Source organism: Variovorax sp. V15 (assembly GCF_041154425.1).
GTDB classification, from domain to species: Bacteria; Pseudomonadota; Gammaproteobacteria; order Burkholderiales; family Burkholderiaceae_C; genus Variovorax; species Variovorax guangxiensis.
Map to the genome: position 1 here is coordinate 5,091,780 of NZ_AP028659.1, position 11,723 is coordinate 5,103,502.

General features: G+C 65.2%; 12 protein-coding genes. All 12 read right to left on the reverse strand.

Translation table 11 applies throughout. The features are described 5' to 3' along the window. Window positions 1-16 precede the first annotated feature (16 nt). Window positions 17-385 (reverse strand): DUF4845 domain-containing protein, encoded by a 369-nt coding sequence (locus ACAM57_RS24315; protein WP_126022651.1) that lies wholly within the window; start codon window positions 383-385, stop codon window positions 17-19. Window positions 386-426: 41 nt separating this feature from the next. Further along, complete coding sequence (gene lepB / locus ACAM57_RS24320) at window positions 427-1,392, reverse strand: signal peptidase I (RefSeq protein WP_126022650.1); 966 nt, start codon at window positions 1,390-1,392, stop codon at window positions 427-429. Window positions 1,393-1,399: 7 nt separating this feature from the next. Next, the gene (lepA, locus tag ACAM57_RS24325; protein ID WP_126022649.1) at window positions 1,400-3,211 is read right to left on the reverse strand and encodes a translation elongation factor 4; all 1,812 of its coding nucleotides are present in this window, start codon (window positions 3,209-3,211) and stop codon (window positions 1,400-1,402) included. A gap of 521 nt (window positions 3,212-3,732) precedes the next feature. Further along, window positions 3,733-5,214 carry a DegQ family serine endoprotease gene (locus ACAM57_RS24330; RefSeq protein ID WP_369659259.1) on the reverse strand — a complete coding sequence of 494 codons (1,482 nt, stop codon included), beginning with the start codon at window positions 5,212-5,214 and terminating at the stop codon, window positions 3,733-3,735. 93 nt (window positions 5,215-5,307) lie between these two features. After that, window positions 5,308-6,387, reverse strand: a complete 1,080-nt coding sequence (locus ACAM57_RS24335) for a MucB/RseB C-terminal domain-containing protein (protein WP_369659260.1) — start codon at window positions 6,385-6,387, stop codon at window positions 5,308-5,310. A 31-nt stretch (window positions 6,388-6,418) separates the two neighbouring features. Beyond that, entirely contained in the window at window positions 6,419-7,096 is a 678-nt protein-coding gene (locus ACAM57_RS24340) for a sigma-E factor negative regulatory protein (protein WP_184635506.1), read from the reverse strand. Window positions 7,097-7,112: 16 nt separating this feature from the next. Further along, the gene (gene rpoE / locus ACAM57_RS24345; protein ID WP_126022645.1) at window positions 7,113-7,784 is read right to left on the reverse strand and encodes an RNA polymerase sigma factor RpoE; all 672 of its coding nucleotides are present in this window, start codon (window positions 7,782-7,784) and stop codon (window positions 7,113-7,115) included. A gap of 10 nt (window positions 7,785-7,794) precedes the next feature. Then, entirely contained in the window at window positions 7,795-8,136 is a 342-nt protein-coding gene (locus ACAM57_RS24350) for a hypothetical protein (protein ID WP_369659261.1), read from the reverse strand. 154 nt (window positions 8,137-8,290) lie between these two features. Continuing rightward, on the reverse strand, window positions 8,291-9,535 hold the full coding sequence (gene fabF, locus ACAM57_RS24355) for a beta-ketoacyl-ACP synthase II (RefSeq protein ID WP_019654120.1): 1,245 nt from the start codon (window positions 9,533-9,535) through the stop codon (window positions 8,291-8,293). 102 nt (window positions 9,536-9,637) lie between these two features. Continuing rightward, entirely contained in the window at window positions 9,638-9,877 is a 240-nt protein-coding gene (gene acpP / locus ACAM57_RS24360) for an acyl carrier protein (RefSeq protein ID WP_007830471.1), read from the reverse strand. A 99-nt stretch (window positions 9,878-9,976) separates the two neighbouring features. Beyond that, window positions 9,977-10,720: a 3-oxoacyl-ACP reductase FabG gene (gene fabG, locus ACAM57_RS24365; protein ID WP_126022642.1), complete on the reverse strand. Its 744-nt coding sequence runs from the start codon at window positions 10,718-10,720 to the stop codon at window positions 9,977-9,979. Between the two features lie 27 nt (window positions 10,721-10,747). After that, window positions 10,748-11,701 (reverse strand): ACP S-malonyltransferase, encoded by a 954-nt coding sequence (gene fabD / locus ACAM57_RS24370; RefSeq protein ID WP_126022641.1) that lies wholly within the window; start codon window positions 11,699-11,701, stop codon window positions 10,748-10,750. Between the last annotated feature and the right edge of the window lie 22 nt (window positions 11,702-11,723).

Sequence of the window (11,723 nt, forward strand, 5' to 3'; positions counted from 1 at the left end):
TTTTTGGGTGCCGTGTTCAGCGGGTTTCGCCCTTGTACTTGAGCGTGAGGTAGGCCGGGCCGAAGAGCGGGATCTCGCGCTCGTACGAGTACGAAACCACCACCTTGTCGCCGACCTTCTTGATTTCGAGGTCCTTGCCGCTGACCGACTTGAAGTCGTCGATGGCCTGGGCGCGATCGAAGATGGCGCGCACCTCGGGCACCGTGGTGCCCTCCTTGGCCTTGTTTGCGGCCTTGTCGATGGCCTGCCATTCGATCAGCGTCGGAATGACCTGTGCGATGACCACGCCCAGGCACCCGAGCACGGCCGCGACGAACACCAAGCCGATGAACGAAATGCCACGTTGCTGCGCAGCGCTGCTGCGAACGGACCGATGTGCTCTCATGCCCTCATACCCCTCGAACTGTGCTTGCGATGAACGCTTGTTTATTGAAACGGACCGATGCGTCCCAGGTCGCCGAAATTCATCCAGACGAAGAAGGCCCTGCCCACGATGTTCTTGTCCGGCACGAATCCCCAGAAACGCGAGTCGGCCGAATTATCGCGGTTGTCGCCCATCATGAAATAGTTGCCAGGCGGCACCTTGCAGACAACGCCTTCGACCGAGTAGCGGCAGTTTTCGCGGAACGGGAAGTCGCTGGCGCCGGGCACGAATGCCGGCGAGGCATCGTCGTTGAGGATCTTGTGCTGTTTGCCGCCCAGGTTCTCGTCGAACTGCTTGAGCAGGCGCATCGATTCGCCGTCGAGGTAGTCGGCGGCAGCCACCTTGGAGACCGGCTGGCCGTTGATCGTGAGCTTCTTGTTCAGGTAGGCGACCTCGTCGCCCGGAATGCCGACCACGCGCTTGATGTAGTCCATGCTCGGCTTGGGCGGGTAGCGGAACACCACCACGTCGCCGCGCGCCAGCGGCGTGCCTTCGGTGATCTTGGTGTTGATGACCGGCAGGCGCAGGCCGTAGGTGAACTTGTTGACCAGGATCAGGTCGCCGGTCAGCAGCGTGGGCATCATCGAGCCCGACGGGATCTTGAAGGGCTCGTAGAGGAACGAGCGCAGCAGGAACACCACCAGGATCACCGGGAACAGGCCGGCGGTCCAGTCGAGCCACCAGGGCTGCATCAGCAGCCGCTCGCTCGCCTTGGCGTCGACCGTGTCGACCTGGTTGATGCCCTGCCCCGCCAGGCGCGCGTTGCGCTCGGCCAGCGAGGCTTCGAGCTTCGCGGCGGCCTGCTCGCGCCGCGGCAGGAAGTAGAAGCGCTCGGCCAGCCAGTAGAGGCCGGTGACCACCGTCGCCAGGAACAGCAGCAAGGCGAAGTTGCCTTCGATCACGTTGAAGTACCAGGCGCCGACGTAGGCGGCGAAGGCCGCGAGGACCAGGGAGGTGATGAATGCCATTTTTCGATCAGTCTTCGACTTGCAGGATCGCGAGGAAGGCCTCTTGCGGGACCTCGACGGAGCCGATCTGCTTCATTCTTTTCTTGCCCGCCTTCTGCTTCTCGAGCAGCTTCTTCTTGCGGGTGATGTCGCCGCCGTAGCACTTCGCCAGAACGTTCTTGCGAAGGGCCTTGATTGTCTCACGCGCAATGATGTTGGCCCCGATGGCCGCCTGGATCGCGACGTCGTACATCTGGCGCGAGATGATCTCGCGCATCTTCGAGACCACCGCCCGGCCGCGGAACTGCGACTGGCTGCGGTGCACGATGATCGACAGCGCGTCGACCTTGTCGCCGTTGAGCAGGATGTCGACCTTCACCACGTCGGAGGCGCGGTACTCCTTGAACTCATAGTCCATCGAGGCGTAGCCGCGGCTCACCGATTTGAGCTTGTCGAAGAAGTCGAGCACGATCTCGCCGAGCGGCATCTCGTAGGTCAGCATGACCTGGCGGCCGTGGTAGGCCATGTTGATCTGCACGCCGCGCTTCTGGTTGGCCAGCGTCATCACCGGGCCGACGTAGTCCTGAGGCATGTAGAGATGCACCGTGACGATCGGCTCGCGGATTTCGGCCATGCGGCCGATGTCGGGCATCTTGGACGGGTTCTCGACCATGATGACCTCGCCGTCGTTCTTGAGCACCTGGTAGACCACGCTCGGCGCGGTCGTGATCAGGTCCTGGTCGAACTCGCGCTCCAGGCGCTCCTGCACGATCTCCATGTGCAGCAGGCCAAGGAAGCCGCAGCGGAAGCCGAAGCCCAGCGCCTGGCTGACCTCGGGCTCGTAGTGCAGCGAGGCGTCGTTCAGCTTGAGCTTCTCGAGCGCGTCGCGCAGCGAGTCGTACTCGCTGGCCTCGGTCGGGTAGAGCCCGGCGAAGACCTGCGGCTGGATTTCCTTGAAGCCCGGCAGCGGCTCGGTGGCGGTGAAGGCCGCGCCGCCAGTGCCCCCTTTGATCAGCGTGACGGTGTCGCCCACCTTGGCCGCCTGCAACTCCTTGATGCCGGCGATGATGTAGCCCACCTCGCCTGCCTCGAGCGCTTCGCGCGGCTGGTTGGCGGGCGTGAACACGCCGAGGTTGTCGGCGTTGTAGCTCGCGCCGGTCGCCATCATCTTGATGCGGTCGCCCTTGGCGAGGCGGCCGTCGACCACGCGCACCAGCATGACCACGCCGACGTAGGCGTCGAACCAGCTGTCGATGATCATCGCGCGCAGCGCGCCCTCGGGATTGCCGCGCGGCGCCGGCACCTTCGCGACGATCGCCTCGAGGATCTCGTCGATGCCCATGCCGGTCTTCGCCGAGCATGGGATCGCATCGCTCGCGTCGATGCCGATCACGTCCTCGATCTCGGCCTTCGCCGTGTCGGGGTCGGCCTGCGGCAGGTCCATCTTGTTGAGCACCGGCACCACCTCGACGCCGAGGTCGAGCGCGGTGTAGCAGTTGGCCACCGTCTGCGCTTCGACGCCCTGCGATGCATCGACGACGAGCAGCGCACCTTCGCATGCGGACAGCGAGCGGCTCACTTCATACGAGAAGTCGACGTGGCCCGGCGTGTCGATCAGATTGAGGTTGTAGACCTTGCCGTCGAGCGCCTTGTACTGCAGCGCAGCCGTCTGCGCCTTGATGGTTATCCCACGCTCTTTTTCGATGTCCATCGAGTCGAGGACCTGCGCTTCCATCTCGCGCTCCGCGAGGCCGCCGCAACGTTGGATCAAACGGTCTGCGAGCGTCGACTTGCCATGGTCGATGTGCGCAATGATCGAAAAATTTCTGATGTGATTCATCAACGGGAACGCTTAAGTACTTGAATTGGCTCGTACGCAGAGTGCTACAGGCAAGAAAAAAGGGCGCGTCTTCTGGAGACGCGCCCTGAACCAACAAGCAATGGCAACTGCAGTAGTTGGAGCTTCATTGTAGGCAAAAAGGGAAGCGCGTACATCCGGGAACGGGGTCCAAAAGGGTCGTTGCAGGTCCACAACATCAAAGATACAAACAGGTTATCCACAGGATCGGTGGAGCAGTTACTGAACAACTTGTGGGCGATCTGTGGAGCACCGGTGGACTGCCATCTGGCATCTCGCATGGTGAAGGTCGGGGCATTCCTTATGCGCCGACCAGCCGCCGAGAGTGCCTTATTCTACCGAAAACCGTCCTTAGCCCTTTTGAAAGTTAGTGAACGCAAACCAAAATCAGCGTTTTCAGTCCGCCGGATTTTTTTGGAGGCCGGCGCCGGAACGTCGTAAACACCTCAAAAAAACGGCCCCAAACCCGACTACCGGGTGGGGCCACTTGACGCCAGAGCCGGTCAGCGTGTCTGCCGGATCAGCGCGTACTGCGCCCAGTCGCCGCGGCGGAAGAGCACGCTGAGCGGCTTGCTCTTGTCGGACTTGGCAAGGGCCGATTCGAACTCCCGCGCGTTCGATACATCGACATTGCCGACAGCCATGATGATGTCGCCCTCGCGCAGGCCCGCACGGGCCGCGGCGTCGCTGGCTGCATCTACCTTCACGCCGCCCTTCACCTTCAGCTCCTTCTTCTGCGCATCGGTGAGGTCGCTCACGGCCAGCCCCAGCGACTTGGCGGCGGCGGATGCCGGCGGCTTCTGCGCCGGCTCGTCGCGATCGCTCGCACGCTTGCTGGGCTTGTCGGGCTCGATCTCGGCGATGGTCACGCTGAGGTCGCGCGAGGCGCCGCGCCGGAACACGGTGAGCGTGCTCTTCGTGCCCGGCTTGGTGTTGCCCACCAGGCGCGGCAGGTCGCTCGGCTTCTCGATGGCCTTGCCGTCGAACTTGGTGATCACGTCGCCCGGCTCCACGCCGGCCTTCTCGCCCGGCGAGCCCGCCTCGACGCCGCGCACCAGCGCGCCCTGCGGCTTGCCCAGGCCGATGGCCTCGGCCACGTCCTTCGTGACCTGGTCGATCTGCACGCCGATGCGGCCACGCGAAACGCGGCCCGACGTGCGCAGCTGGTCGCTCACGCGGATCGCCTCGTCGATCGGAATCGAGAACGAGATGCCCATGAAGCCGCCCGAGCGCGAGTAGATCTGGCTGTTGATGCCGACCACCTCGCCGCGCATGTTGATGAGCGGACCACCCGAATTGCCCGGGTTGATGGCCACGTCGGTCTGGATGAACGGCAGGTATTCGCCGGTGTCGCGCTGCTTGGCGCTCACGATGCCGGCGGTGACGGTGTTCTCGAGGCCGAAGGGCGAGCCGATGGCCATCACCCACTCGCCCACGCGCAGCCTGGAGATGTCGCCGACCTTCACCGCCGGCAGGCCGGTCGCCTCGATCTTCACGACGGCGACGTCGGTGCGCTTGTCGGCGCCGACGATCTTGGCCTTGAACTCGCGCTTGTCGGGCAACGTGACCAACACCTCGGAGGCGTCCTCGACCACGTGCGCATTGGTCATCACGTAGCCGTCGGGCGTGAGGATGAAGCCGGAGCCCACACCACGCGGACGCTCTTCTTCCTGCGGCTGCTGCGGACGGTTCTGGCGCGGCCCCTGTCGCGGCTGGCCCGGCAGCGGCTGGCCGAAGAAGCGGCGGAAGAACTCCTGCATTTCCTCGTCCATCTCGCCGTTGCCGCCGCGCTGCGCCACCTTCTCGACGGTGCGGATGTTGACGACGGAGGGACCGACCTGATCGACCAGATCGGTGAAGTCGGGCAGCGTGCGCGTCTGCGCGTGAACAGGCTCGACGGGAAGGAATGTGGCGCTGGCGGTCAGTGCGAGTGCGCATGCCAGCAGGCCAGAACGAAACTTGTGTCCCTCGACTTTGAAGATCATCGGCTTTCTTTCAAAAGAACAGAGCGGCGAAAAACAGGTCTATGAGTCTGCTGCGCGGGCTTGGTTCAGCGCAATTGGCGCTTCTCGGGCCCGTCAGCGCGTGCGCGCGAGGCTTTGTGCGAACGCGTTGAGCGTCTGCTGGGGCACTTCGCCGACCGCGGTCAGCCACCAGTCGCTGGCCGGTTCGGGCAGGCGGCGGCGGATCGCGTTGGTCGCGCCGATGGTCAGCACGCCGTCGCGAGGCGAGCGCGCGGGGTCGTAGCGTTCGATGAACAGAGATACCGAGGCCAGGCCGTCGGAGAAGGTCCACTGGACGGTGGCGGCATCCTGCTGCTTTGCCTTGCCGCCGTCGTCACCCGTCGTGGGACGACGGAAGAAGCTTCGGGGCTTGAATCCGGCCACGGGCGTGCGCAGGGTCCAGCCTTCATCCTGCGCGTTGCTGCGTTCGAGTTCGAGCTTCTCGACCCGGTATCCCGCAGTGTTGGACATCATCTGCGCGAGCGCCTGCGCCTTCACCAGCGCATCGAGCTGCAGTTCGGAAAAAGCCGACTGCTCCACCACGCGGGAGTCGCTGTCGACGGTCTGCAGTTTCACCACGAGGCCCGAGCGGCGCTCGCTCCAGATGCGATAGCCGAAGCGCAATCCGTCATGCGGCACCAGCTGCACCACGTCGGCATCGAAGCCGGCGACGCGGTCCTTGCCGATCGCGCGCACGTCGTAGAAATCGCCGATCGAGGAATCGGGCTTGTCCGGCAGATTCGGGAAGAGATCGAGGTTCTCGCGCTTCTCGACCTTCACCACCTTCGCCTCCGGCAGGAAGGTCATGACGTTGCGATTGCGCCGGAAGGTGGAGCGCGGCGGCCCGGTCAGGGCTTCGATGCGCTCGATCTGGTGTTCACCGTCGCGCACATGCCAGATGCGCGCGCTCGAAAGGTCGCCGCCCGGCGCCGACACCACGAAGGTGCCCACGTAGTTGCGCTGGCGGGCGCCGGTGTGCATGCGCTGCAACCACTCCGTGACGCTCATCGCGGGCGGCTCGTCCGTCTGCGCGGTTGCCGCACTCTTCGCATTCGCGGTGCCCGAGCGGGTCTGCGCGGTGGCAGCCTGCGCGAGGCAGAAGGCAGCAAACACAAGCACGAAGGCGCGTGCGGAGAACGGCATCGGAACGGTCATTACGGGCGGCTACGGGTGCTGCTCGCGCTCATCAGCGCGTCGGGCCCTCGAAAGTGGCGTTGCGCAGGAAGCCGGAGGGCATTTGCGAAGCGCCGCCGGCCTGCTGGTGCGCTTCGAGGAGTTGATCCAGGCGCGGGTCGCGCAGCATGACCTGCGGATTGCCGTTGCCCACGATCACGCGGGTCGGGGTCAGCGTATTGCCGACAGCCTGGGGGCCGTTGGCCGCGGCCGCGGCAAGCACCGAGTTCACGGCCGGTGCCGGCTGCTGTTGCTGCTGCACCGAAGCCAGTTGAGCACCGCCTTGCTGCGGCACGGCCGAGCCGTTGCCGACCAGGGTCCAGCTGATGGCGGCAACGGCCATCAGCGATGCGGCGCCGGCCACCAGCTTCCAGCGGAACACCGGCTCGTTGGCCGCTTCCGCCCTGCGCTGGACCGGCATGGCCACGGCGACGGGCTCCGCCACCGGGGCCATCATCACCGGCTCTGCCGCCAGCCGCTGCTGGAAGCGCGCCAGGAAGGCCGAGGTGTCGCTGCACGGCGAATGCGAACCCGAGCGCAGCACGTCGCCCACCACGTGGTAGGCCTGCCATGTCGCGCGCGACTCGCCTTCGGCGCCGATCGCCTCGATGGCCTGAGCGAACGCCTCGCCCTGCAAATGACCATCCGCAAGTGCGGACACCTGTTCCCGAACCGTCATCGTCTGATTCATTTCATTCACCTGCTTACTACCAACGCTTGCCGGACTGGTTGTCCAGCAACGGCTTGACCCTGGCCGAAATGGCCTCGCGCGCCCGGAAAATCCGCGAACGCACCGTGCCGATAGGGCAATCCATGACCTCGGCAATCTCTTCGTAACTCATGCCCTCGATCTCACGCAGCGTGACCGCCTGCCGAAGTTCGGCAGGGAGCGCTTCCATGGCTGCCTCGACGGCGCCGGCGATTTCGTTCGCCGCCATGACCGATTCGGGGGTTTCGTCGCTGGTTGGTTCGTTTCCGGGACGGTAAGTTTCATCCTCATCCTCGGAAGAAGGCCTCAGAGCCGCCTCGGAGACGGTGGGATCGCGCTTCATGTCCACCAGCGCCTTCTTGGCGGTGTTGACGGCGATCCGGTAGAGCCAGGTATAGAACTGCGCTTCGCCGCGGAACTGGTGCAGGGCGCGGTAGGCGCGAATGAAGGTTTCCTGCGCGATGTCCTCGATCAGGTCGACATCGCGCACCATCCGCCCGATCAGGCGCTCGATGCGGCGCTGGTACTTGATGACCAGCAGCTCGAAGGCCTTCTGGTCGCCTGCGACGGTGCGCTGGACCAGCTGGAAATCGACCTCGCCCGGACGCGCCGCCGCGGCGGGCGCGTCGTTCAGGCCGGAGTCCGGCGGCACGGGCGGGGAGGTGGTCATCGAAGAAGGTTCAGGGCGCGTCGGCCGGAGCTGTCGCGCGCCAGGGGTCGGCCGCGGGCGTGGCGGCCGGGGGGCGCGAATATACCGCGCGGCGCAGATCGCGCCAGCGCTCGGGCATGGTCCGCTGCTCGATCCAGATCCAGCGCCGCGCACGGCCCGGTTCGCTCAGGCGCAGCAGCATCAGCGACTGGAAGTCGAGCGCCACGGAGGCACGCGCGGCGTGCACGCCACGGGAAGCCTGATTGCCTGTCAGCGACCAGTAAAGGCCGTCGAAGTGCAGGACGCCCGCGCCTTCTTGCCGCAGGCCGAAACCCGCGGCGACGCCCGCGAACACGACACTGAGAACCAGCAAGAGATGACGCCATCCGACGCTATCGAAGAGATAGCAGGACGCACCTGCGCAAAGAGCCCCCAGCGCCCAGAGAACGACAAGAATCCAGGTTGCGCCACGCGAGCGCCCCACCGGATAGGTCACCGACGGCGCGCTGTGCATGACAGAGCGACGCTCAAGCGCGCTTGAACACCAGCGTGCCGTTGGTGCCGCCGAAGCCGAAGTTGTTCTTGACCGCGACATCGATCTTCAGATCGCGCGCCTCGTTGGCGCAGTAGTCGAGATCGCACTCCGGATCCTGGTTGAAGATGTTGATGGTCGGAGGGCTCTTCTGCTCGTGCAGCGCCATCACGGTGAACACCGACTCGATGCCGCCCGCGCCGCCCAGCAGGTGGCCGGTCATGGACTTGGTCGAATTGACGACCAGCTTCTTCGCGTGGTCGCCGAAAGCCAGCTTGACCGCATTGGTCTCGTTGACGTCGCCGATCTGCGTGGAAGTGCCGTGCGCGTTCAGGTATTGCACCTGGTCGGCGTTGACGCCCGCGTTCGAAAGCGCCATGGCCATCGAGCGGCGGGGGCCGTCGACGTCGGGCGCGGTCATGTGATACGCATCGCCCGTCAGGCCGAAGCCCGCGACCTCGGCGTAGATCTTGGCGCCGCGCGCCTTGGCGTGTTCGTATTCTTCGAGCACCAGCACGCCGGCGCCCTCGCCCAGCACGAAGCCGTCGCGGTCCTTGTCCCACGGGCGCGAGGCCGTGGCCGGATCGTCGTTGCGGGTGCTCAGTGCGCGAGGCGCGGTGAAGCCGCCGATGCCGAGCGGGGAGATCGTCGATTCCGCGCCGCCGGCGATCATGACGTCGGCGTCGCCGTACTCGATCATGCGAGCCGAGGTGCCGATGGCATGCAGGCCGGTGGTGCAGGCGGTCACGACCGCGATGTTCGGGCCCTTGAAGCCGTACTTGATCGAGACGTGGCCCGAGATCATGTTGATGATCGAAGCCGGCACGAAGAACGGCGACACCCGGCGCGGGCCGCGGTTCATCAGCTCGCCGTGCGTTTCCTCGATCATCGGCAGGCCGCCGATGCCCGAGCCGATGTTGCAGCCGATGCGCACGGCCTGCTCATAGGAGAGCGCTTCGCCGGTCGGCAGTCCGCTGTCCTGCACCGCCTGGATGGCGGCGGCGAGCCCCAGATGAATGAAGCGGTCCATGTGACGCGCTTCCTTCTCCGAGATGTATTGGGTGATGTCGAAACCCTTGACCTCACCTGCGAACTTGCAGGCGAAGGCGCTTGCATCGAACGCGGTGATGTTCGCAATGCCCGACTTCCCGGCCAACAGGTTGGCCCAGGATTCGGCAACGGTGTTTCCGACAGGAGCGATGCAACCGAGTCCGGTAACGACGACGCGGCGTTTGGTCATGCCGGCAAACCTTTCTGAAAGCGCTGAACAGTTGCCTGCCGACGCGTGCGGTTCAAGAAAAAGCCGCCGGCCGCAGTTGCAATGTTGTTGTCAGCTGGCCGATCAGGCCTTTTGATTCTTGGTGGCGTAGTCGACGGCGTTTTGCACCGTGGTGATCTTCTCGGCGTCTTCGTCGGGAATTTCGATGCCGAATTCGTCTTCGAGTGCCATCACGAGTTCGACCGTGTCGAGAGAGTCGGCGCCGAGGTCAGCCACGAAAGCCTTTTCGTTCGTCACCTGGGACTCTTCCACGCCGAGTTGCTCGGCGATGATTTTCTTGACACGTGCTTCGATATCGCTCATTTGGTTCCCTCTGAGGGTTGTAGGTAATCGGTGGATTTTAGCCGGGCGCATTGTGGCATTTGCCGTGCCCCCGGGACGGAGAAAACTTGCGCCTTGCGGCTACATGTGCATGCCGCCGTTGACGTGCAGCTCCTGCCCCGTGACGTAGGACGCCTGGGGCGATGCGAGGTACGCCACCGCGTGCGCGATGTCAGCCGGCTTGCCCAGGTGGCCCAGCGGGATCTGCTGGAGCAGCGCCTGTTGCTGGGCTTCGGGAAGGCTGGCCGTCATGTCGGTCTCGATGAAACCGGGGGCGACGCAGTTGACGGTGATGTTCCGGCTGCCCAGTTCGCGGGCCAGCGCACGGGTCATGCCCGCCACGCCCGCCTTGGCGGCCGCGTAGTTGGCCTGGCCGGCATTGCCGGAAGCGCCCACCACGCTGGTGATGCTGATGATGCGGCCGTAGCGCTGCTTCATCATCGGGCGGATCACCGCACGCGAGAGCGAGAAGACGGCCTTGAGATTGGTGTCGAGCACCGCATCCCAGTCGCTGTCCTTCATGCGCATGGCGAGCGTGTCGCGCGTGATGCCGGCGTTGTTCACCAACACGTGGATGGCGCCGTATGCCTGCACGATCTCGTCGATCAGGGCTTCGACGGCGGCGCCGTCATTGACGTTCAACGCGCGGCCGCGGCCGTCGTACGCGCTCAGCGCCGCGGTGATCTTGGCCGCGCCGTCATCGGTGGTGCCGGTGCCCACGACCTTGAGGCCGCGCTGGGCCAGCTCCAGCGCGATCGCCGCGCCGATGCCGCGCGTCGCGCCGGTGACCAGGGCAACCTGCCCTTCGAATTTGGGAATGCTCATAAGAAAAGTATGGGGGCCTTGGCGCCGTCAGCCGGCGAGCGATTGTCGGGTGTCTGCGAGCGTTGCCGGGTCGTACACCGACGCGGCTTCCAGATCGGGGGCGATGCGCTTCACCATGCCGGCCAGCACCTTGCCGGGACCGCACTCGATGATGGCGGCTACACCGCGCAGTTTCAAGGCCTGCACGCTCTCGACCCAACGCACCGGGCCGGCGGCCTGGCGCACCAGGGCGTCGCGGATGCGGTCGGCGTCGGTTTCGACGGCGACGTCGATGTTGTTCAGCACCGGGATCTGCGGCGCAGCCAGCGTGACCGAAGCCAGCTTCTCGCGCAGCGCTTCCGCCGCAGGCTTCATCAGGCTCGAATGGAAAGGCGCCGAAACCGGCAGCAGCAGCGCGCGCTTGGCGCCGTTTGCCTTCAGCAGCTCGCAGGCTTTGTCCACCGCAGCTTTGCTGCCGGCGATCACCGTCTGCACCGGGTCGTTGAAGTTCACCGCTTCAACGACTTCCGCGCTGCCGGCGCCGAAACTGGCCGTGGCTTCCGCACACCCAGCCACCACCTTGCCCGACTCCATGCCAAGCACGGCAGCCATCGCGCCGACGCCCACAGGCACGGCCTGCTGCATCGCCTGCGCACGGAAGCGCACCAGCGGCGCGGCCTGCGCCAGCGTCAGCACGCCCGAAGCAACCAGCGCCGAATACTCACCGAGCGAATGCCCCGCCACGACGGAAGGCTTCGCGCCACCCTCGGCCAGCCATGCGCGCCATGCGGCCACACCAGCCACCAGCATCACGGGCTGGGTGTTCGTGGTGAGCGCCAGCTCTTCCTTCGGGCCGTTCTTGATCAGGGCGCCGACATCTTCGCCGAGCGCCTCGGACGCCTCACGCAGCGTTTCGGCCACGGCCGGATGGTCGCCCCAGGCGTCGAGCATGCCGACAGCCTGCGAGCCCTGCCCCGGAAAGACAAATGCAAAGGATTTCATTGTTTACGCGTCGTCTCGCATT